The following is a 23,227-nucleotide window of genomic DNA, read 5'->3' as shown; positions in this document are numbered from 1 at the left end:
ACAACGCTCCCGACAATAGTAAAGGCAGGTTTTCCGTCATGAATAGTGGCCGCTGGAGGCTTCTTGGCATTGTGCTGGTTCTTGTGAGCGCAGCATCCGTGGGCCTGACTTTTGTGACGGCTGCTGCGGGATTCGCTAGCGCGAGTAATCCCGAAAGCTATGTGTCAAAGAACTACACCAGAAAGAGCGGCAATACCTACGAGTGCAAGTCTGGCGATAGCGTGCAGAAGACGGCTTCGGATATTGCGAATAAGGTTAAGCCGATGGCCAGGCAGTTTGACTCCGCGTCGGGGTCAGAATACTTGCGCTACGACAAGAGACTTATTGTGGTGTCCAACAATAACGGGAAATGCCAGATTGAGGTGGAGGACCTGCACCGCTACAACAATGGCAGTTTGATTTTCCTGGGGCCTGGGTTCAGTCCGTCCTCGCCGCGTGATTCCTCTGGCGGGTCGTCTGGCTCGGGAAGTAATGGTGGCAGCAGTAGCGGTGGATCGTCGGGATCCGGTGTGAAATAAAAGGAGAGAAAATGGACGTATTTGCAGAGGTCGTGAGTACGCTGGCCTATTTCGCCCTCGCCGGCGTGATGCTGGTGCTGGGGTTTGTGGTTCTTGACCTGCTTACCCCCGGGAAACTACATCGCCTGGTGTTTGTGGACCACCTGCCCAATGCTGGTTTCATAGCGGCGGCGCAGCAGATAGCCACAGGAATTGTGGTGGCCACCGCCGTGCATAGTTCCGTCTCCGAATTGGGCTTAGGCAAGGGGCTTATTGAGGCCGGGGTGTTTGGCCTTCTGGGAATAGCGCTCCAGGCCGCGGCGTTGGTGGCCATGGAATTGGCCATTCCGGGAAGGTTCCGGGACATTGTGGAAGATAAGAAGCTCCGCGCCGGTGCCATTGTGGCCTCCGTGTCGCTGGTGATGGTTGGCGTTGTGAACGCCGCGTGCCTGACGTAGCACGCTTCGGTAGCGGCTACGCCAGGCACGATACATCAGGCACACTGGGGCAGTTACTCTGCCGCGAGGTCCTGCACCGGTGGGCGTCGAGAAGCACCCATGGCGGGAAGCAGGGCGGCGAGCACACCGGCGGTGCCTGCACCTGCGATAATCAGGGCGACCTGCAACCACGGGATGTACAGGTCCAGCTCAAGCTTGTCGGCGGTGTGTTCCAGCGCGTTCAAGCCGGACCAGCTGGCGAAGATCCCCAGCGCGCAGCCACACACGGCGGCGACAACGGCGGTGAGCATGGCCTCCACGACGATGGTGGTGACCAGTTGGCGGCGCTCCAAACCAACCGCCCGTAGCAGCGCGGATTCGCGACGGCGCTCCAGCACCGACAACGCTGTGGTGTTACCGATGCCTACGAAGGCGATGATCAGGGTAATGGCCAGCAGCGCCAGCACCACCATGAGCATGATGTTCAATATTTTGGTGTAGTAGGCGCGTTCCTGGGCACCGCCGCCGGTGTTGTAGCTGTCATTCAGGGCACTCAGATCGCTGGTGACCTGCTGAACCTCGTCTCCTGACAGGCCCGGGGTGAGCCGAAGGTACACGGTGTCAGTGACGGTGTTCCGCGCCACCTTGGAAAAGTCATCCTTCGACATCATCACATGATCCGCCTCGCCCTTGTCGCTCACATCTGCTGAAACGACCAGGCTGCCCGCGTCGCCCTGAATGGTGATGGGTGACGAATTCTGAGTGATCGGGGCTACCATGCCCACGCCGGACTGCGGGAACAATGTATCACCCTTGGCATAGAACACTTCGCTGAGCTGCGAGCTATCCGCACTTTCGGCCTTCACTGAATGTTCCTGACCATCAGAGGTGGTCACTGTCACCTGTGCGGATTGGGATTCAGCGCTGGACGTGACCTTGGGATTGTTCTTAATCTGCTCAAGCTCCTGCGGCGAGAAACCAGCCGGGTTGCTCGTGGTGACCATGAGGTCAAAGGGGCGTTCCCGATTGATCTGAGAAACAATGGACTCCTGCACCGAGTGAATGCCCGTGGCCATCAACACCAGCACAGCCACGCCGATCAGCATGGAAATACCTGTCGCTGCTGTGCGCAGCGGGTTCTTCATTGAATTGGCGGCGGCCAACTCCACCGGCAGCGACACTCGCGACAGTGCCCGACCCACCAGCGACACCAGCCTTGGTAGCAACGTCGTGGCGGCCAGTAGCACGCCCATGCCGCAGATAAACCCGCCAGCAATAGCCACAGCCATACCGCTCGTCGCGCCGTAAATCAGGCCCGCCGCGCCCAGCAGGGTCAGAGCGGAACCCACGATCGTGCGCCCCAGTGGCAGCTTGTCCGAAGCCACTGCCTCAAGCGGGCGAAGTGCCTCCACCGGATGCACGCGGGTCGCGCGTTTCGACGCCCCGAGAGCACACGCAACCGTCACCACAACGCCCACCACAAAACCAGCGATCAACGCCAGCGGACTGATGGTCAACGCACTCATCATTGACATGAACTGGGCAAAGATCACCGTGGCAACGACACCCAGTAGGCAGCCCACTAGCGCGGCCACCGATGCCGTGATACCGGCTTCGCCCAGAATCAGGCCATGCACCTGCCGCTTATCCGCACCAATGCAGCGCAGCAACGCCAGTTCTTTTGTCCGCTGCGCGACGAGAACCTGGAAGGTATTTGCGATGACGTAGCCCGCCACAATCATCGAAATAGCCACAAACACACCCAGCATGGCGGTCAGCGTCGCGGTATTGCCGGAAAGGTCCGCGATCTGATGCTGCGCCTGCTCGTCGCGAGTGCGCACCGTGATGTCGGGAGTGCCCTGAGTCTGGTCTTTTATCTGTTGTGCCAGCTGATCCGGAGTGGTGTTGCTTGTGCCGTCATGGGCAGTGCTGCGAACCAGAATACTCGTAGCGTATTTCTGGGCTTCAAGACGATCCAGCAGCTCCGGCATCACACTAATCTCGGCGAAACCCATGGACATCATCTGATCTTCTTGAGAGGTAATGCCCGCGACGCGAACGGAGTTCTTATCATCTAAGCGCACCGAATCACCCACAGATACCTGCAAAGAATCCGCTGCGGACTTGTTCAGCACGGCTTCGTCCGGTGACTGCGGCCACGCACCCTCCGCCAGCGTGGCCCAGCGAAGAGTCTCACTCGGCATCGCCTGGATCTGTGCGTTTGCCCTGCGGGAATCGTGCCGTACCTCACCGGATGCGCTGCGCTGCACATCGGCGGCCTGCACGTCGGGACGCTCGCGGATGCGGTCAGCGGTTTCGGCCAGCACTTCATCTGCATTGTCTGGTAATGAGCTGTCATAGCCCACCCAGACATCGGAGTTCTTCATCTGCTCCGTCACACTGTTCGACAGGGCAGTGTTGTAGGTGCCCATAATCAGCAGCGTGGCCACCATAAACGCCACCGATAGCGCCACTGCGGTGGCGGTGGCGATGAGCCTACGCAGATTGTTTCTCAAACTAGATGCTACGAGGAAGTTCATTACTCAACCTCCTGCAATGCAGCCACAACCTGTTCCACGGTGGGGGAGACGAGGGTGGCGGTGATGCGGCCATCGGCAAGCAGAATCGTCTCATCCGCGTAGGTCGCGGCAATGGGATCGTGCGTCACCATAATCACGGTCTGGCCAAACACATCAACGCTGTCGCGCAAAAAGCGCAGCACCTCCGAACTGGATACGGAATCCAAATTCCCCGTCGGCTCGTCAGCGAAAATCACCGTCGGCTGAGCAACAAGCGCGCGGGCAATAGCGACACGCTGTTGCTGTCCGCCCGACATTTCATGCGGCTTATGCGACAAGCGTGACTTAATGCCCAGTCGCTCGACCACATTGTTGAACAATTCTTGATCCACCTGACGCTTGGCTAATTTCATGGGCAGCATAATGTTCTGCTCTGCGGTCAGGGTGGACACCAAATTGAAATGCTGAAAAATAAAACCAACATGTTCACGCCGAAGGCGTGTTAAATCACGATCATTCAGACTTGTGATGTCAATCCCACCAATTTTGATATTGCCCGAATCAATGCTGTCAAGTCCGGCCAAACATTGCATCAGTGTGGATTTGCCCGAACCTGACGGTCCCATGATCGCCAAAAACTTGCTCACACCCACACGAATGCTTGCATTGTTGAGCGCTGTCACCTGTGATTCCCCAGCACCGTATGTCTTCCGTAGGTCCCGCGCGACCACGGCATCCTTGGCCTTAACAACGCGACTCATAACTCCTCCTTGCGTAGAGAACAACAACTGTCTGATAACCATCATCGCTGCTCGGAGGCCTAAAAGAATCACCCGACGGGCGGAACATTGTGACCTAGAATTCATCTTCGCGCCTACGCCCAGGGGATGAGAACCAGCGATGATCGCGAGGGGTTGGATGCGGCCGGGTATGGGAGGGGCGGCAGCATAAGCGACGTAGAAAAACGACTGTTGGAACGTGTGGGGACGGGCAGTCTGGTGTGAGAAACCACACGAAAAAACACATGTCGCAGTACAGGAACACCTCAAGGTCACATGAACCCACACAAAGCAACAGCTGGCCATACCCGAACGTGCAAAAACCTGTAAGCTGGCGGTAGATAAGCAGGCACTTTCCAGACAAAAACAGACACAAACCCTAGCCCTAAGGAAACAACGTGGCTGTGCGCATCGATAAGCTTGGCGATAAAGCGAACGAGCTCATAAACAGGCTCATCGCCGATGGAGAAGCGCTGCCTTTTTTCAAAGACACCTGCGTCCACATCATCGACGACACCCCCTACACAGCATCAGACCTACGAGAATTCATTTCACTCATTAGCTACAAAGACGTACAAAATGGCGACACCTACCCGCGCAGCGAAGAACTCGCCATCAAATACGCATATCTGCTGGAAAAATCCAGCGCCCGACTCGGGCCTGACCTCGTGGCAATCCAGGCAATCCACAACGTTGCGCAGGCCGCACATGTGCTTTTCGACGACCCGATCATCGACCGCCGCGTCGCCGCCGCCATCAGCATGCTCATCAGCGTGCTCTACACCGAAGAACAGCTCTGCAAAGACATCGAGCGCTTCGCCCTGAAACAGTATCGTGGGGGAAGCGATTTGCAGTAGGTGGTGGGGAAGCTGGGGCGGGTTGCCTGGCTTGGACGCAGCCCGCGATGCGGAGGGCTCACGTTCGTCGTGGCATTCCTGCCGATCTTTCTTCTGCGAGGGGGGTTGAACGATGTTTAGGTAAGATAAGTCCACCGCTGAGCTCGAAAAAGGGGTGTTTTTGAGCCTGGCGATGGACCCATCTTGCAGGGGGCTGTTCATGATGCTGTAAAAGACCGGGAAAGATGGCAGTTTGGTAGATTATGGCGCTGGGTAGAGTCTTGAACGGTGTTAGTGCAAACGTTTGCATAGAAGTTTGCTTATCTCCAAGCCGGAAAATGAGGTGTTTTCGAGCTTGGGCGTAAGCAGATTTTACAGCTGGATCATAAGTACACCGCGTCATCGCAACCAGGGAAAACTGACGTTGTGATAAACCGCACCGCAAGCCCCCTTCAAGCCACTTGTCGGATAGGTCTATCCGCAGGTACAAAAACACCCCTTTTTTTCGAGTTCAGCGGTGGGCTTATCTTGTCTGAACATCGCTCAACTCCGCAAGCCCTCAGCTTTTGTACACCCTGCTGAGTATGCGGTGGAAGATGGTGAGTGATTCCGGGTCGGTGGGGATGTCAATGGGATCGCGGCCGTCGGAACCCTGCCCGGTGTGGGGGAGGTGGATGGTGTCTGGTGTGGTGATTTTGCTTTGACCGCCGAGTGTCAGAACTGTCACTCGATTGTCGCGGGCGAGGGTGCTGAGCTGGTGTCCAGGCTGGTAGAGCCACTCATGCCCGGCGTGGTGCCTGTCGGCAATGAGGAACACATGGTTGGCCATGGCCACGCCAGAGGAGATTGTTTCCGGTGGGCAGGTGTAGGGGAGGTTCATGACCACGGTCGGCCATCGGTGTTGCACGCGCCGTACCGCCGATTCGAGAACTTCTGGAGGGATGAGCCCTGGGCCTTCTTTCCAGCAGGCGAGAAGCGGCATCGCTCCCTCTTGGTCGACAAAAAGTTCTATTTCGCTGCGGTCAAGGGATTCCTTGGGGTGGTCGGAAAGTCCGACGAGGTCGCCGCCGTTCCCGGCGCGCAGTGGCCCTCGGAGGGGCTGGTTGAGGCCGTCGGCATCTATGGCCACGACGGGTACTTCGGCCTCAGCATTAATAACCAATGAAATAAGGGCAGCTGCTGGGCTGGTGAGTAGTCGGTCATCCATGGATGCCACGGCGACTATTGTCGCGTTATCTGTCGCATGCGGTGGGGTTCGCTGGGCGTGCGCAAAGCGGTTATTCCATTGCAATGTGCGAAGGATAGAGGGTTTGCGTAAAGGCACTAGGTCTCAGTCCTTATATAAATTCTTTACCGTTTAGAAATGGTAGCAAGCGTGCGACACTTGGTGGCTGCTATGTTAGAAAATTGTACCGTGTGCCAAACTGTTTGGTTTATTGGAGGAATTCATGGTTTCAGGGCCTGAGCAATCCCATAATCTGCCGCCGTGGCTGCAGGTTCAAAGGCCGCAATCTGAGCCACATGATGTTCATAAGTCTGCGGCGCAGCCTGCCGAGAAGCAAGCGCCGCGCCCCGCCGAAAAGCAAGCGCAACGTATGGCTGACCATGGAATTGGTTTCTATAAAGGGCAAGGCGTGGCATCGCCAACGAAAATTCCTTGGAGTGGAACTTTCGACAGTATGAAGAATTTATGAGTGAAGGTTTGATAATTGATACTGTTGGTAAATTCTATGCCAAAGTTTATGATGACAGCATAGTTTGGCTTGAAAAAGTTAAGCACAGATTTCCTGATATGGAAGATTTTGAAGGGAGAGACGACAGCGCTTTTGCTCGTATGATCGTGCACTTTACATTGTGCATGGTTGCTGATGAACTGCAGGAAAATGAGGAGTCTAACGCCTCCCCTTCTCTTCGTTACTATATTTATGATGACGGTAATGAGGTGAAAGCTATTGACTCAGAGATCTCTCCAGTAAGTGCGTGGCTGGGAGATATTGTGCCAGGCGAGGGACTTCTTGGATTGTTTGCAAACCAGCCCCTCCCTTCCACCTCTATTTTTGATATCTCTAATGCAGATGCGTTTTCCCGTGAGGATCCTCAACCAAGGGAGTAATTGTAACGAGGTGGCTGCTAGCATTGTGCTTGTAATTTTGGCAATAACCTGCGCTGATTACATAGCCATACAGTTTGGGATATGTTGGGTTTACAGGACACGCGTCGCGTCGATGGAAGGTGGGAATGCCCCCCCCGGCAACATTTTGCCGGGGGGGGGGGATTCAACTCGCTGTACAAAGCAGAAGTTCATCTTTACCCTGGGATGGGTTTGGTGTGGAGGTGGCGACTATAACGTAGCATGTGAAATGGTTTAATATGCATCGTCTGTGCTCCCGGCCGAGCTATCATCCCCCCCCCAAAAAAAACTTGAGGTGGAGACGGAGTAAAAAATAGCACGATCTGGTGGAAGCAGCGTAACAACTTTTCTATCACCTGGTGTTCACAAAACCTAACACTCAACACGTTGCTTTTGAAATTTTGCTATGAAATTTAAGACCAATGATCAAGAATATTAATAATTTCGCAAAGCTCGACGATATATCTCGCTCAAGATTTTTCATCGCAAAAACCTATGCTCACCTCAGCAAGGATTGGATTGAACAATACAAGTGCAAAGGCTGGTGCATTTGAAAGTTACTAGCCTGAATCAAGCTCGATGAGTCAACGTCAACTTCGGACAGGATGCAACATGAAATTTTACACCATAGTAGTACCGCGTGATGCTTGCGGTATGTATTTTCAGGATGAAAGTAATTTGACCTATGAGAGAGCGGTCAAAAAGGCTAACTTTGAAGGTCTTACGCGTGAAGCTTTTGAGGATAGGGTTGACGATGATGGCAGCGCTTTGAAGCAATATGGTATAGGATTGTACTATGATGCTTTGTATGTGGAAGCTGGCAAGGAAAAAATTATTGAAGACGAGCTGAGCAGGACTGGTACCGACTATGCTGTATCTACAGTAGAGACTCAACTCGGTGAGTATATTGCTTTCCGATCATTCAACTTTTGCGACGAAATAGAGGGGGCTTCTATGTGTAGGTTGAGGAAAGATGGAAATCCTGCTGAGCCAAAGGTTTCGGAATGTTTTTCTGAAGAGTTCATTGATTTTTTGTCTAAGAATTTTGATTTTTCAGCTTTTATCCCAATCCCTGTCAAGTGCTAAGAATCTTAAAGCGGTGTAATTTTTAACACTTGGGCTTTTGGCTTTATGCGCTTTATGTTTGTCCAACGCTAAAGAGATTTTATATGTGAATCTATGTTTGAGGGGAGCTTTTGGGTTGATTACTTTAACATCTCTTATTGAAGAAGTTGGAACCTGGGATCCAGCCGTACTTGCGTCTGCTTGTCGAGATGAGTTGCGCGATGTAATTATCTCAAGAATGGCTGTAATTTTTGATGTTGATGCTATATCAAAGATGTCATCTGAGGAAGAGGAGAAAATACAGGCAGATTTTGCTGAAGCCTTTGATGCTATGGATTTAGTTCAAGCTTATATTTTTAGTGTGAATCTTCCATCTTTGATCTCTGGTCTCAATGGTGGAAATCGCAATTTGGAAGAATGGCAGTTTGATGTATTTCAGAAACTTTGGTATATCCTGCTAAAATGTGATTCACCATTGGTCGCATTTTCTCTCGAAAATATTAAACCTTGGACTCGTCATTCAAGTCTGTTGAAGCTTATGAAGAAGCAAGATATAGCAATTGAATATCTAAAATTTGAGGGTGATAGACTCAAATTGAGTGACCCGGCGCTGTGGGTTGTAATACAGGAATCCGTCATTCCAAAACTCCTTAATGAGGTCGCGGATCAAGAAAAGGTGCCTCACATTCAGAGTGCTTTAGATGCGATACTGAAGGTATATGAAAAATATGATTGGACTTTTCCGTCGGAAAGAGTTGTGTGGCATATACTTGATGGTGTAGTGGAATGCAATCCTGGACTTCCTCTATTTGAATTATGCTGGTCGTTGTATCAGGAACATCTTGACTGGATTAAAAAAGTTTGTGATCATGTAGCTGTTAGTGGTGAGGATCGTGAGGGGTTGGTTGGGCTCTGGAATGCTGCTCAGGCTACTTTTTAGTTCAAAAAGTAAAATTTTTAGCCTCACGCCATGCTGGATGTTGTAGTGTAGAAAACTAGTTAAATTTTCGCACTATTCTGCCTCACAAAACTATAGAGATATCCTGCTCAAAAGCTTTCATTGCAAAAGACTGCGCGTCCCCGGCAAGGAGTAGATTCAGCAGACTAGTGCAAAGGTTATCAGCCCGCATCTACAGTAGAGAGGCTGTCACTTTCACGAGTGTTTCTTTCATCAGCAAGTGGGAAGCTCAGTGCGGTAGCAAGTGCTAATTATGGGCAGTTAGAGGAGATTGTTCCTGAATACCAACACGAATAAAGTAGTGTCGCCTCAGGTGTTTGCCTATGCTGACAATTGATCTGGTACCTGAGTACGACACCATGGGTGATGCCAGATCTGGTGCTGTGGGACGGATGTGGGTACGGGCGACTTGGCTGGGTGGTCGCAGGCGCAGGTGGATGCGGTGTTCTATGCCTTGGTGGTCGATCTTGCGGGTGCGTCGCAGGAGTTGATTGACACTGAGCGGGGGAGTGTGGCGGGTCGTGTGACCCAGTCGTTGTTTGGTAGGCGTCAATGGTTGGGTGTGGTTTCTCCGGTGTTGTTTGCTGGGCAGTATGAGGATGCTGAGTCTGGGTGGGTGTATAACCGGTTTAGGTTTTATGATCCTGCTGGTGGTGTGTATGGTTCGCAGGACCCATTGGGTGTGGGGCCGAATGTGGGTACCCACAGGGGTATGTGCATAATCCCTTGACATGGATTGACACACTGGGATTAGAATCATATCCCAAGGATGATAAAGCGCTTTCATACGATGAGGAAAGTGGTCAGTGGGTTGATAATAGGACTGGGAAACCTACCACAGACCGTACATATGAAAGACCAAGTTCTCATAATTGGTCAAATGAAAAGCCTAGAGTGCGTGGCGCGAAACCAAATTCGGTCTGCACATATTGATGAGACTATGGGAAACGCGTTGCAAAATACAATCTATAATAAGGATGGCGATGTAGTGGGTTGCGTCGATTTCAGAAAACACAATAGGGGAGCAGATCCTTTAAATCCTCGCAGTACGTCGGGGCATGGATATGTATTTCCACAGCCAGGGCAGCCAGCTTCTGGTCACGGTCCGAATAGTCCTCATATCCCAAATAAATCTCTACCCTCTGGATGGGATGCTTTGCCACCTGGGGTTAAGCCACAGACTCCAATAGGGCACTAAGGATGGCGCATGTTTCATCTCAGCAACGATGACATCCAACGTAAATTCATTAATTTCCAAGATTCCTTGCTAAAGTCTATAACTATTGAATATGTAGGAGATGGAAAGAAAGATTGTAAAATTTCAGTATATACGGCATATTTGGACGGAAGTAAAGAATCTTGGGGTACGGTTGATATTTTAATATCAAACGTTTATTCGTATAGAGTACATGAGCCGATAGATACAACGGCCGAAGTTATTTCCAGTGGATTTCACGTCGTTGATATTGAGGGTAAATCTGGAATAGATCTTGGTTACTTCGCTGAACCTCCCAAAACTCTAAAAGAACTAGTATCTTCTGATCTATTTGTTCTTGGAGAAAATATCAAGGTCATGATGCGAGATGATTTCAGCTAAGGATTTAGGGACTTTCTAATAAGGATTGCCAACTAAGGCTGTAGTGCAGTGATATCAACGCCACTGCAATTCAGGCGGTCCTTGTCATCGTCGTCGGGCATAGGATTATGTGTTTGAGAGCCTTATAGTGCTTTGATGATATCTTTCCACCCTTGATGGATGTCCTGACGTCGGTGGTAACCTCCCTGATGGTTTCTATTATCAGGGTTCAACCGGCTTCCTTTAGGTGGGGTTTCGCCCTGATGTTTGCCCGCTGGTGGCCTTTGTCATCGAAAAACCACAATCTGGTTACCCGCAGAGCATCGACAATATACTTCTTTGTAGCGGTTACCGTGCCTTGCTCCAGGTTCGACCGGGGTGACATACAACGGCCTATCATCTCGATCGGATACGACTTGTAGGTTGGTCCGCCGAAACAGCAGTGTTTGCCGGCGAATCAGTCAATGGTCTTATATACAGGACCATCGTCGTCTGTGTCTTTGCTGCCTGTGGTGACACTGTTGGTGTCAACGAGCGTACCATTCAGGCCCAAGATCAGCTCACCTGCTTTCCTGATCAGCCAGCACTTGCTGGAGACTAGGGGCATGTTGTGCGAACACATCAAGTGCCTTATGCAGGTAGCCATAGACGGTAGATACTAAGCCAGCAGTAGATCGTTTCAGTGACGTGGATTGAGATATCGAAATAACCGTGGTAGACCCGCGTCGGGAAAAGACCCTTGTTCTGTTTGGGTTTTGGTTGAATGGCTAACCTAGCAGTTGGGGCGTTACTTTTCTGAGGTTAATCTTTAATAATTGATACCTTATTTGTACAGATTTTGTGTTCGTGGTAGAGGATGTTCATAGTCAATCAGCAACGTAGGAATTACACCCCACAGTACTGGGAAGAAGTGGTCAGAATCGTTATTTAATTCAGCCGACCGTTCGTTTTGAAGGCATCTACAATCGGCGGCGTTTTCACTCGGCATTGGATGTGAGACGTTCGGTTGATTTCCAAAATATCATCAGCAATCCTTATCGGCCAAGAAAATTATTGCTCTCGACGCCCCTTAACCAACTGTCCGCAACTTGAACTTGCAGGCGGTCACACCATCAACCTATTTATGTTCTGTATTGTTCCGAAATTCTTCCTTCTTTTTTACAATTTCGCCATATATATTTTGCATTCGCCTTGTTGGAACCCATGCCTCATACTGCGGCTCACAAATTAGATCAATCATCAAACGCCATATGTCTTCCTGCTCTGGAAATAGCCACATCAAAAATTTATCGAGAGGAATATTTCTTGCGTCTGGTATCGGAACTTGCTTTTCGTCGAAATGGTCAGCTTTAGATCCAAAAATAGATGTCCGATAATAATTCACATTAGCCACTAAAAATACAATAAAATTATTATAGTTGTTCAAATCAAATTCAAGTCTGGGGTCTTTTGATTCCAGTTCAGAGTGCCACCCAAAGCCGTGAAGTTCACGCTTGAAATATTTTCTCCCTACAGTAAGGGTTTGGGAAACCGTAAAAAAATGGAGAAAATAGCCAGCGAGTGGAAAGATGACGCAAATAGAAATTAGATGCCAGAAAGGAGGAAATGCATCTTCATGAAGAAAGATGTGCGGAGATAGCCACGGCGCTAAACCAAGCGATAAGAAGAAGGAAAAAGGACCGGAACCTCGCACTACGTTAGCCCAACGGGACGAGTGAATTATAGCTACATCTCCCGCAAACAAGATCTGAGCATGAGCTTTTCTCCATCTAATAATGTTGTAGTGGGTTCTCAAATCTAAAATTACTACCCCCATCCAAACAAGACTAATTTCTGCAAATATTGGATAATAGAAAGAAGTTACAAATATATTAAATAAAAAAGTTACTGCAGAAATAAAAGTACCCGTAACTATAAATATAAAACTGATGACGGCAAAGCCTGGATTTTTTCTTTTCACTATAGCTCCTTAGTGCTATTGTGGTCGGGCTTAGTTAAACCTCGGCGATGGTGTATCGCTATTGCGTGGGGCTACCACAGTACGTTGAACCAACACATCTAATCCCTCAGGTTTTATATATAAATCAAACACAACAACCGACTCAAAATCTACAATCTCCTCATTGCGCACCGCAGTAATATGTGACGCCATCTGCACGCGCGGATATTCAGATTCCCGTGCCACGACACGACTATCGGTATAGTGATTGACCGCTTCCTCCGGTGTGCTATCACGTAATACTATGGTCAATCCAGGTTGACATTTCCGTAAATGCCAAATTCTGATGCCACAGTTGCGGGTGCAAAACCGTTAACCACCGTATCGCCATTGATATGAGAATTGTTGGTTTTCAAAACACGCTGAAACGTGGCCACAATGCTGCTGGCATAACGCCTCGATATCGCAACTATTTACGTCAGTCAAATATTTGCCGACTAACAGGTTCCAAGAATAGTTCAGTAAGCCTATCTTTGCAACAAACCAACATGGCCCAGCCGAGGCACTTTTTGAAGGTCGCATCGGGTGCAGAGTTTTACTAATATCGGCCGATGAGCTCAAGATTGGACTTCGGATCCAACGAACCTTGGGAACCGGCCACCCACAGCACCCACAGCAACCATGCAACCCACTCCACCTCACCCCAACGCCGCTGAACCCACCGTCGCATGGCACCCTATATATATGAGTATTTCGCGTCATCTGGATGAGTATTGCGCTGTGGAGGGGATTACGCCGTCGGCGGAGGTGGATGTGGAGGGCCTGTCGTCGTGTCACCAGTTCCTGCCGTCGCCGGGCGTCGATGTGTCCACGACGGATCCGTTGTCGCGTCTGGAACGTGCCCGCGCCGCCCTCGCTGCCACGCTGTAGCTGGCCGGCACACTGTAGCTCAACGCCGCTTGTCGACGCCCCGCCTTCCGCGCCGTCAGCCCGCGACATGCCGCCTCATTCACGCACGTTCAAATTCACCCCCATATGGGTGGTCTTCGAGACACGATCGAGATATTTCTTAGGGTTTTCATAAAACGCTCTGAGCAGCACGTTTTTCCTAACGAAACGAACCACCACCTGGGATAATGCATATCATCCACAGCCGCCTTGTTACGTAAAGATGACGCTTTCCTCATGATTTTGTGGCACATTTGTTATGCAAAACTAGCGGACGTCTGTGCCGCGCACGACTACCAACGACTACAGGGAGCGAGTGTTACGTGTCTGATCATCAGCACACTTTTAGCCGGGATCGTCTGGTGCAGAAATTTGGTGAGCAACCTTTTTCCTTGGTATTTTCGGGCCAGGGGTTTAACTGGTTGAAGACGTTGCGGGAGGCGGTCGCTGCTGGTGCTGGCTTCAATGTGAACAGCATTGTGGAGCGCGCGGCGTCGTTAACCGAGCCGGTGGCGGACGAGCTGATTGCCGCCCGCCCCTTCGGTTTTGACCCGGTGGATTGGGCGTCAAACGACGACGACCCGGCGTTTGATATCTCGCAGGCTGTGCTGAGCGTGCCGGGTATTTTCGTCTCGCAGTTGGCCACGCTGGATACCCTGGAGGCGCAGCGTCTGAGCCTGGAGAAAAGCACCGTCACCATCGGTCATTCCCAGGGTGCGCTGGGCGTGCATCTGCTGAAGGACTTGACGCAGGCTGCGGAGATCCTAGCCATCGCTGAGTTGATCGGTGCCGCTGGTGTGCATACTGCTCGGGTAAACGGGTTGATCCGTAATGGCGAGCTGAGTCCGATGGTCTCGGTGCAGGGGGTTACTCAGGAGCAGCTGGAGGAGGCCATCGCCGCCACAACAGCCGACTCCGCTGACGATGCAACCCGCCCCATCATCGGTCTGCGCAACACCCGGGATTCGTTTGTGGTGGTCGGTCGCCCGGATGATGTGCAGCGGGTACAGTCCTTCCTGCAGGCGCGTGCCGCTAAGGATGCGAAGGCTATTGCGAATAAGGAGCGCGGCGGTAAACCGTTCGCCCCGGTGTTTAACCCACTGGACGTACAGATTGCATTCCACCACCCGGCAATGCAGCCTGCGGTGGATCAGGTGGTGGAGTGGGCGAAAGCCTGTGACCTGAACGAGGAACTGGCCGAGCAATGCGCCAAGGACGTGCTGGTTAACCCCGAGGACTGGGTTGAGCAGGTAAACAAGGCCATTGATGCGGGAGTGCGGTGGCTGCTGGACGTGGGGCCTGACGGGGGCGTCGTTAAGCTGACGAATGCTGTGGCCCAGGGGCGGGGAGCGTTGTCGTTCGCGGTGTGTGACAACGACGGTCAGGCGCTGTTGTTCGATCCGGGCATGGGGCCGACTCTGCCGAAGAAGTGGACGGAATTCGCGCCGAAACTAGTCACAAGCAAGACAGGCACCAAAGTAGAAACCAAGTTCACCCGCCTGACGGGCCGTTCGCCGATGATGCTGGCGGGCATGACACCGACGACGGTGGACCCGGAGATCGTGGCCGCGGCGGCGAACGCGGGCCACTGGGCAGAGATGGCCGGTGGGGGACAGGTCACCCCGGAGATCCTGGAGTCGAATATTGAGAAGCTGACGGGGTTGCTCAACCCGGGCGTGAACGCGCAGTTCAACTCCATGTTCCTGGACCCGTACTTGTGGAAGATGCAGATCGGCGGCAAGCGCCTAGTCCAGCGCGCCCGCGAGAACGGCGCGCCGATTGATGGCGTGGTGGTTACCGCCGGCATGCCGGATCGCGACGACGCCGTCGCTCTGATCAAGGAGCTGCGCGATAATGGCTTCCCGTGGGTGTGTTTCAAGCCCGGCGCGGTCAAGCACATCAAGAAAGTGCTCGACGTGGCGCGTCAGGTGCCGGATATTCCGGTGATCATCCAGGTTGAGGGTGGTAAGGCGGGTGGTCACCATTCGTGGGAGGATCTGGATGACCTGCTGATTGCCACGTATGACGAGATTCGTCAGCAACCGAACGCGGTGTTGGTGGTGGGCGGCGGCATTGGCACCCCGGAGCGCGCCGCAGATTACATCAGCGGTGAGTGGGCATTGTCCTACGATCTGCCGAAGATGCCGGTGGACGGCGTTTTGGTGGGTACCGCAGCGATGGCCACCAAGGAGGCGAAGACGTCTCCGCAGGTCAAGAAGCTTCTGGCGGACACCAAGGGCGTGGATTCCTGGGTGGGGGCCGGTTCCGCCGTTAACGGCATGGCGTCGGGCCGTTCGCAGTTGGGTGCGGATATTCATGAGATTGATAATTCCGCTGCTCAGGCTGGCCGTTTGTTGGATGAGGTTGCGGGCGATGAAGAGGCCGTGCAGGCCCGCCGCGAGGAGATCATTGCGGCGATGGCTAAGACCTGCAAGCCGTATTTCGGCGATGTGGAGGCCATGACCTATGAGCAGTGGCTGAAGCGTTACCTGGAGCTGTCCGGGCCGACCGCCAACACTGAGACCGCCAGCACTGAGACCACCGACAAGGGTTGGACCGACGTTTCCTGGTTTAACCGCTTTACTCAGATGCTGGAGCGCGTGGAAGCCCGCCTGACGGATCAGGACCATGGGGAGTTCACCCCGCTGATTACGCTCGCCCAGGATGAGCCCGCTGAGAAGGCCGTGGCTCGCCTCGTGGAGGAGTACCCGCAGGCCGCCACGGATGTGCTGCACCCGGCGGATGTGGCGTGGTTCCTGAAGCTGGCCCGCACCCCGGGTAAGCCGGTGAATTTCGTGCCGGTGATCGATAAGGACGTGCGCCGCTGGTGGCGTTCGGATTCCCTGTGGCAGGCGCAGGACGCCCGCTATGACGCCGATGCCGTGTGCATCATTCCTGGCCCCGCCGCTGTTGCGGGCATCACGAAGGTGGACGAGCCGGTGGCTGAGCTGCTGGGTCGTTTCAATACCGCGTCGGTCAAGCGCCTCGAAGAGCTGGGCGTTTCTGCGGAAGACGTGACCAACACTCCGGTGGAGCGCGTGATTAACGCTGCGGGCACCTACTGGGCTGGCCGCAACACTGCCTCCGTGATCGAGCGCTTGGGCGATACACATGCGTGGACGCTCACCGAGGATGCCTCTGAAGCGTCGCACGCTCCGACGGGCGCGCAGCTTGTTACCGAGGACGAGAACCACGCCGTGCTGACCGTGCCGCTGGCGGGTTCCACGGCTTTTGGCACCACCGCCGACCTGACTATTCGTTTCAACCTCACTGACACTGATGGCGCTGTCCCGCAGGTCACCCAGGCTGATGCGGAGGCCGCGATGGCGGAACTTACCCGCATCGCCGCCGGTGGCACGCTCGCCGAGGTGAAGGACGGCACGGCCACCTGGACCACGCGTATCGACGCCGCCCAGACCGCCGACTACAACAACGTCACCGCCGCGTTCCTGCCGACCAGCTTGACTGCAAGCGGCACCGCCCCGGACGTGCTGGTTGGACACGCCTGGCCCGCCATTTTCGCGGCTGTGCGGAATGCCGTGATTCCCGGCACCGACGGGGATTCCGTGGTGGAGGGCATGCTGAGCCTGGTGCATGTGGAGCATCACATCAAACTCGCGGACACCCTCCCCGAAGGCACCGCAGAGCTGACCATCACGGCGCACACCGACGAGGTGAAGGACACCAACATTGGTCGCCTCATCCTGGTTCGCGCCGAAATTGATGCGGACGGCACGCGCCTGGCCACCCTGTCGGAGCGTTTTGCCATTCGTGGCCGCCGGGGCACCAGCACCGCCCGCACCAATTCCTCGGCGTTGCCGAGCGTGATTGACACCCCACGGTCGTTCCGCGCTTTCGCCACGGTCACCGCACCGGAAAGCATGCTGTCTTTCGCGCTGGTTTCCGGCGACCGCAACCCCATCCACGTCTCCGAGACGGCCGCGCACCTTGCTGGCCTTCCCAACGTGATTGTGCACGGCATGTGGACCTCCGCACTCGCGGAACTCATCGCCGCCGCCGGGTACAGCGACGACACCACCACGACCGCACCGAACCGCGTCGTGGAATACACAGCCACCATGCTGGCCCCGATCATGCCGGGCGCAAGCATCGACTTCCTGGTTGAGCGCGCGGGCGTCGATAATCGCCCCGGATGCGGCGAGGTGCGGGAAATCACCGCCACCGTTGACGGAAACCTGGTGCTTAAGGCCACCGCAGTGATGGCGGCACCCGTGACGTTCTACGCCTTCCCCGGCCAGGGCATCCAGTCCCAAGGCATGGGCATGGAAGCCCGCAAGAACTCCAAGGCCGCCAAGGAAGTGTGGGACCGGGCGGATCGACACACCCGCGCCAAGCTGGGATTCTCCGTGTTGGAGATCGTGAAGAACAACCCCACCGAGGTAGTGGTTAAGGGGGAGAAGTTCCACCACCCGAAGGGTGTGCTGTTCCTCACGCAGTTCACGCAGGTGGCCATGGCCACCCTGGGTGTGGCGCAGGTCGCGGAAATGCGGGAAGCGGGTGCCCTGAACCAGCGCGCCTTCTTCGCCGGGCATTCCGTGGGTGAATACAACGCACTGGCCGCCTACGCCGGTGTGCTGTCCCTGGAATCCGTGGTGGAGATCGTGTACCGCCGCGGGCTGACCATGCACCGCCTGGTGGATCGCGATGCCGAAGGCAACTCCAACTACGGTCTGGCTGCCCTGCGCCCCAACAAGATGGGGCTGACCGCGGACAACGTGTTTGACTTCGTGGCGAATATTTCCAAGGAATCGGGCGAATTCCTGGAGATTGTGAACTACAACCTCGCCGGACTTCAGTACGCGGTGGCCGGTACACGCGCCGGGCTGAAGGCGCTGCGTGAGGCTGCGGAGGAGATGGCCCCCGGCCAGCGTTCCTTCATCATGATCCCGGGCATTGATGTGCCGTTCCACTCGTCGGTGTTGCGCGATGGTGTGGCCGATTTCCGCGCCCACCTGGATTCGCTGCTGCCGGACACCGTGGATCTGGATGTGCTGGTGGGCCGCTACATTCCGAACCTGGTCGCCCGCCCCTTCGAGCTGACCCGGGAATTCGTGGAGTCCATGGAGGAGGTCGTGTCCTCGCCGCTGCTGGATGAGATTCTGGCTGATTTCGACGCGGCCGCCAAGAACGAGCAGAAGCTTGCACGCACGATCCTGATTGAGCTTTTGGCCTGGCAATTTGCCTCCCCGGTCCGCTGGATTGAAACCCAGGACTTGGCGCTGACAACCCTGGGTGTGGACCGTTTCGTGGAGGTCGGCGTGGGTTCCGCACCGACTATTGCGAACATGATGGGCCAGACCCTCACCCTCCCGCAGTACGCGGATGTGGACATTGAAGTGTTGAACGTCGAGCGTGAGCGCGGCGTGGTATTTGCCACCGATGAGGTGGTACGCGAGGTGGCCACCGACGCTGATGAAGCCGATGACGCAGCTCCCGCCGAAAGCGCCCCCGCCGCGCCTGAACCGGCCTCGGTGACCTCCGCAGCATCCGCTCCGACGGAAGATGGTGCCTTCACCGCAGCCCCGGCCACCGGTGGCCCCCGTCCGGAGGACATTCCGTTCACCCCCGCAGATGCCACAGAGATGCTGGTCGCAGTGTGGACGAAGGTCCGCCCCGACCAGATGGCCGCCACGGATTCCATCGAAACCCTGGTGGAGGGCGTGTCCTCGCGCCGCAACCAGTTGCTCCTGGATTTGGGCGTGGAATTCGGCCTGGGTGCCATTGACGGTGCCGCCGACGCGGAACTGAACGACCTGAAAGCTACGGTCAGCCGCATGGCCAAGGGCTACACGGCCTTCGGCCCGGTCCTGTCCGATGCTTCCGCCGACGCCCTGCGCCGCATCACCGGTCCCACCGGCAAGCGCCCCGCCTACATTGCCGAGCGCGTCACCGGCACCTGGCAACTGGGCCAAGGCTGGGCGGATCACGTTACCGCCGCCGTGGTCATTGGTGCCCGCGAGGGCGCGTCGCTGCGCGGTGGCGACCTGGCCACACTCAGCCCCATCGCACCCTCCAGCGCCAGCGAGCTTGATGCACTTATCGACGCCGCGGTGGCTCAGGTCGCCGCGAACCACGGCGTGTCCGTCGCGTTGCCGTCCGGCGGTGCTGGCGGCTCTGGTGGCGTGGTGGATTCCGCCGCGCTGGGCGAGTACGCCGAGCAGGTGACCGGCAAGGCCGGTGTGCTGGCGGAAACCGCCCGCACGATCCTGCAGCAGCTGGGCCTGGAGCCGCACCGCACCGTCAACCTGGACGATAAGGATGCCGACGCCGCCATCTTCGACGTGGTGGCTCAGGAACTCGGCTCGGATTGGCCGCGCCTCGTTGCCACCGCATTCGACGCCAACAAGGCCGTGCTGCTAGATGACCGCTGGGCGTCCGCCCGCGAGGATATCGCCCGCGTGGCCGTCGGCGTTCTGGACGCCAAGGACGTGGACGTCACCGGCGCCGGCGAGGCCGTTGCCCGCCAGGCCAAGCACTGGGGCCTGGATGAGTTGGCGGCCCAGGCGCTGGATACCAGCGCACTGCCGTACGCCAAGGATGTTGCCGTGGTCACGGGTGCCTCCCCGAACTCCATTGCCGCTGCCGTCACAGGCGAGCTGCTGGGCGGCGGTGCCACGGTGGTGGCCACCACCTCCAACCTGAACCACGAGCGCCTGACCTTCTACAAGGAACTGTACCGCACCCACGCCCGCGGCCAGGCTGCCCTGTGGATCGTACCCGCGAACTTGAGTTCCTTCGCTGACCTGGATTCCGTGATCGAGTGGGTCGGCTCGGAGCAGACCGCCACCGTCAACGGTGCGAAGAAAGTGCTCAAGCCAGCCCTGGTACCCACTCTGCTGTTCCCCTTCGCCGCGCCCCGCGTGTCCGGCTCCCTGGCGGATGCTGGCCCGCGCGCCGAAACGGAAATGCGCCTGCTGCTATGGAGCGTGGAACGCCTCATTGCCGGGCTGTCCGCTATCGGCGTGAACACGGAGGTTGGACGCCGCCTGCATGTGGTGATTCCGGGCTCCCCGAACCGCGGCCGTTTCGGCGGCGACGGTGCCTACGGCGAATCCAAGGCAGCCCTGGATGCACTGGTCAACCGCTGGCATGCGGAACCCGTGTGGGGCGAGAACACCTCCCTGGTGCACGCCCTGATCGGATGGGTGCGCGGCACCGGCCTGATGGGCGGCAACGATCCGCTTGTCGAGGCCGTCGAAGCCGCAGGCGTGACCACATTCTCCACCGAAGACATCGCCAAGCTGCTGGTCTCTAACATTTCCCAGGACGTGCGCGATAAGGCCGCCACCGAACCCGTGACGGTGGACTACACCGGCGGCCTCGGCGATGCCGATGTGAACCTCGCGGAACTGGCCCGGAATGCTGCGGCAAACGCGGCATCGACAAGCGAGGACGAAGAACCCCGCACCGTGCGCGCCCTGCCCACCCCATACCGACGCTTCCAGGCCACCACCCCAGACTTCACCGGGCAGGTTAGCCAGAAACTCGACGACATGATCGTCATCGTCGGTGCCGGCGAACTCGGGCCCTACGGCTCCGCCCGCACGCGTTTCGACGCCGAACTCACCGGCGACCTCTCCGCCGCCGGCGTCACCGAACTCGCCTGGACTATGGGACTCATCAGCTGGGAAGACGGCAGCTGGGTCGATGCCGACGGTTCCGAGATTGCCGAAGAAGACATCTACGACCGTTACCACGACGAAGTGCTAGGCCGCGTCGGTGTACGCCGCTACCATGACGATTTCGGCATGGTCAGCAACCTAGCCCCCGAACTCACCACCGTCTACCTGGACCGTGACCTGAGCTTCACCGTCAGCGACAAGGAAGCGGCCCGCACCTTCGTCGACTCCGAACCCGACAACACCAGCGCCGCCTACAGCGAAGAAACCGGCGAATGGATAGTCACCCGCCATGCGGGCTCCGCCATCCGTGTGCCCCGGCGCATGGCCATGAGCCGCTTCGTCGGTGGACAAATCCCCGAAGGATTTGACCCCAGCGTCTACGGCATCCCCGCAGACATGGTGGACAACCTCGACCGCGTTGCCCTGTGGAACATCGTCTGCACCGTCGAGGCGTTCCTGTCCAGCGGATTCAGCCCCGCCGAGCTCATGCGCTCCATCCACCCCACCCGCGTCTCCTCCTCACAAGGAACCGGCATGGGTGGCATGGAATCCCTGCGCTCCCTCTACGTTGACGGCCTGCTTGCCGAACCCCGCGCCAACGACATCCTGCAGGAAGCCCTGCCCAACGTCACCGCCGCGCACGTCATGCAGTCCTACATTGGCGGCTACGGCCAAATGGTGCACCCCGTTGCGGCCTGCGCCACCGCCGCCGTCTCCGTGGAAGAAGGCATGGACAAAATCAGGCTCGGCAAAGCCGACTTCGTGGTCGCAGGTGGCTTCGACGACCTGTCCATCGAAGGCATCACCGGCTTCGGTGACATGGCGGCCACCGCGCCGTCCGCCGAACTCGAAGGCAAAGGCATCGACGAGCGCTACTTCTCACGCGCCAACGATCGACGCCGCGCCGGATTCATCGAATCCGCAGGTGGCGGCACCATCCTGCTCACCCGCGGCTCCATCGCCGCCGACCTCGGACTTCCCGTCCTCGGTGTGGTGGGATTCGCAGAATCCTTTGCCGACGGCGCGCACACTTCCATCCCCGCGCCGGGCTTGGGTGCCCTGGGTGCCGCACAGGGTGGGGAAGTTTCCCGCCTGGCCAAGGCGCTGTACGCTCTGGGTGTGAATGCGGATGAGGTGAGCGTGATCTCCAAGCACGACACCTCCACTACCGCCAACGACCCCAACGAGTCCGACCTGCACGAACGCCTCGCCACCGCTATGGGGCGCGGCGAGGGCAACCCGTTGTTTGTGGTGTCCCAGAAGTCCCTGACCGGGCATGCCAAGGGCGGTGCCGCCGCATTCCAGATCATCGGGCTCACCCAGGTGCTGCGGTCCGGGCTGCTGCCCGCCAACCGCTCCCTGGACTGCGTGGACCCGGTGCTGAACAAGCATCAGCGCCTGGTGTGGCTGCGCAAACCCCTGGACCTGGGGGCTGCGGGTGAAGGCTTCGCGCCGAAGGCAGGCATTGTCACCTCCCTTGGTTTCGGGCACGTCTCGGCGCTAGTGGCTATTGTCCACCCGGCCGCTTTTGTGGAGGCCGTGCGCGAAGAACGCGGTGCCACCGGTGTCGCCGAATGGGAAGATGCTGCCACCACCCGCGAAAATGCTGGTCTGCGGCGCATTCTCGACGCCATGCACGGCGGTGCCGCACTGTACGAACGGCCCGTGGACCGCAACCTTGGTGGCACCGGTGATGCTGCCAAGGAGCGAGAAGCTGCCGCGCTGCTTGATTCCGGGGCGCGCCTGGTTGATGGAGTCCTTCGTGTAACCGGGGAGTTCTAGTGGCGCTTCTTTAACGTTCTGTGGCGCTTTAGCCCGGCCTGTCCTCACATTTCGGTGGGGAGGGGCCGGGCTTTTGCATTGCTGTTTCTGAAATTGCCGCTCGTGAGGCGGTCACTT

General features: G+C 56.3%; 17 protein-coding genes. 10 read left to right on the top strand and 7 right to left on the bottom strand.

Features of this window, described 5'->3' with window-relative positions; translation table 11 throughout:
• The first annotated feature begins 38 nt into the window (after nt 1–38).
• Nucleotides 39–518, top strand: coding sequence for a DUF4247 domain-containing protein (locus CDUR_RS10470; protein WP_179418168.1), 480 nt, complete (start codon nt 39–41; stop codon nt 516–518).
• Between the two features lie 11 nt (nt 519–529).
• Entirely contained in the window at nt 530–955 is a 426-nt protein-coding gene (locus CDUR_RS10465) for a DUF350 domain-containing protein (RefSeq protein WP_179418167.1), read from the top strand.
• 53 nt (nt 956–1,008) lie between these two features.
• On the opposite strand, the gene CDUR_RS10460 is transcribed toward CDUR_RS10465, so the two are convergent.
• A complete protein-coding gene (locus CDUR_RS10460; protein WP_179418166.1) occupies nt 1,009–3,474 on the bottom strand; it encodes an ABC transporter permease in 2,466 nt (821 codons plus the stop codon).
• Nucleotides 3,474–4,214, bottom strand: coding sequence for an ABC transporter ATP-binding protein (locus tag CDUR_RS10455; protein ID WP_179418165.1), 741 nt, complete (start codon nt 4,212–4,214; stop codon nt 3,474–3,476). The genes CDUR_RS10460 and CDUR_RS10455 overlap by 1 nt, the downstream gene beginning before the upstream one ends.
• Before the next feature lie 416 nt (nt 4,215–4,630).
• Here CDUR_RS10455 and CDUR_RS10450 point away from each other — a divergent pair, with 416 nt between their 5' ends.
• The gene (locus CDUR_RS10450; RefSeq protein ID WP_179418164.1) at nt 4,631–5,089 is read left to right on the top strand and encodes a hypothetical protein; all 459 of its coding nucleotides are present in this window, start codon (nt 4,631–4,633) and stop codon (nt 5,087–5,089) included.
• Nucleotides 5,090–5,627: 538 nt separating this feature from the next.
• Here the strand turns inward: CDUR_RS10450 and CDUR_RS10445 are convergent.
• Together CDUR_RS10445 and CDUR_RS10440 are read right to left on the bottom strand one after the other, a co-directional pair.
• Nucleotides 5,628–6,284, bottom strand: coding sequence for a hypothetical protein (locus CDUR_RS10445; protein WP_290207522.1), 657 nt, complete (start codon nt 6,282–6,284; stop codon nt 5,628–5,630).
• A 230-nt stretch (nt 6,285–6,514) separates the two neighbouring features.
• Nucleotides 6,515–6,709, bottom strand: coding sequence for a hypothetical protein (locus CDUR_RS10440; protein ID WP_179418162.1), 195 nt, complete (start codon nt 6,707–6,709; stop codon nt 6,515–6,517).
• A gap of 49 nt (nt 6,710–6,758) precedes the next feature.
• Between CDUR_RS10440 and CDUR_RS10435 the strand changes: the two genes are divergently transcribed.
• The 5 genes from CDUR_RS10435 to CDUR_RS10415 all read left to right on the top strand — a co-directional run bounded on the left by CDUR_RS10435 (nt 6,759) and on the right by CDUR_RS10415 (nt 10,819).
• Nucleotides 6,759–7,181, top strand: coding sequence for a hypothetical protein (locus CDUR_RS10435; RefSeq protein ID WP_179418161.1), 423 nt, complete (start codon nt 6,759–6,761; stop codon nt 7,179–7,181).
• Between the two features lie 630 nt (nt 7,182–7,811).
• Nucleotides 7,812–8,285 (top strand): hypothetical protein, encoded by a 474-nt coding sequence (locus tag CDUR_RS10430; RefSeq protein ID WP_179418160.1) that lies wholly within the window; start codon nt 7,812–7,814, stop codon nt 8,283–8,285.
• 37 nt (nt 8,286–8,322) lie between these two features.
• Nucleotides 8,323–9,204, top strand: coding sequence for a hypothetical protein (locus tag CDUR_RS10425; protein WP_290207519.1), 882 nt, complete (start codon nt 8,323–8,325; stop codon nt 9,202–9,204).
• Nucleotides 9,205–9,616: 412 nt separating this feature from the next.
• Complete coding sequence (locus tag CDUR_RS10420; RefSeq protein WP_290207517.1) at nt 9,617–9,952, top strand: RHS repeat-associated core domain-containing protein; 336 nt, start codon at nt 9,617–9,619, stop codon at nt 9,950–9,952.
• 477 nt (nt 9,953–10,429) lie between these two features.
• Nucleotides 10,430–10,819 (top strand): hypothetical protein, encoded by a 390-nt coding sequence (locus CDUR_RS10415; RefSeq protein ID WP_179418158.1) that lies wholly within the window; start codon nt 10,430–10,432, stop codon nt 10,817–10,819.
• A gap of 436 nt (nt 10,820–11,255) precedes the next feature.
• Here CDUR_RS10415 and CDUR_RS10410 read toward each other — a convergent pair whose 3' ends face one another.
• The 3 genes from CDUR_RS10410 to CDUR_RS10400 all read right to left on the bottom strand — a co-directional run bounded on the left by CDUR_RS10410 (nt 11,256) and on the right by CDUR_RS10400 (nt 13,467).
• Nucleotides 11,256–11,405, bottom strand: a complete 150-nt coding sequence (locus CDUR_RS10410) for a hypothetical protein (RefSeq protein ID WP_290207514.1) — start codon at nt 11,403–11,405, stop codon at nt 11,256–11,258.
• A gap of 510 nt (nt 11,406–11,915) precedes the next feature.
• Entirely contained in the window at nt 11,916–12,758 is an 843-nt protein-coding gene (locus tag CDUR_RS10405; protein WP_179418156.1) for a hypothetical protein, read from the bottom strand.
• Nucleotides 12,759–13,335: 577 nt separating this feature from the next.
• Nucleotides 13,336–13,467, bottom strand: coding sequence for a hypothetical protein (locus tag CDUR_RS10400; RefSeq protein WP_267903394.1), 132 nt, complete (start codon nt 13,465–13,467; stop codon nt 13,336–13,338).
• Nucleotides 13,468–13,481: 14 nt separating this feature from the next.
• On the opposite strand from CDUR_RS10400, the gene CDUR_RS10395 reads away from it, so the two are divergent.
• Both CDUR_RS10395 and CDUR_RS10390 read left to right on the top strand, forming a co-directional pair.
• Nucleotides 13,482–13,667, top strand: coding sequence for a hypothetical protein (locus tag CDUR_RS10395; protein WP_040359597.1), 186 nt, complete (start codon nt 13,482–13,484; stop codon nt 13,665–13,667).
• Nucleotides 13,668–14,008: 341 nt separating this feature from the next.
• On the top strand, nt 14,009–23,110 hold the full coding sequence (locus CDUR_RS10390) for a type I polyketide synthase (RefSeq protein WP_179418155.1): 9,102 nt from the start codon (nt 14,009–14,011) through the stop codon (nt 23,108–23,110).
• Nucleotides 23,111–23,227 lie beyond the last annotated feature (117 nt).

The organism is Corynebacterium durum, from assembly GCF_030408675.1.
GTDB lineage: Bacteria > Actinomycetota > Actinomycetes > Mycobacteriales > Mycobacteriaceae > Corynebacterium > Corynebacterium durum.
This window is presented reverse-complemented; position numbering and strand designations above follow the sequence as displayed.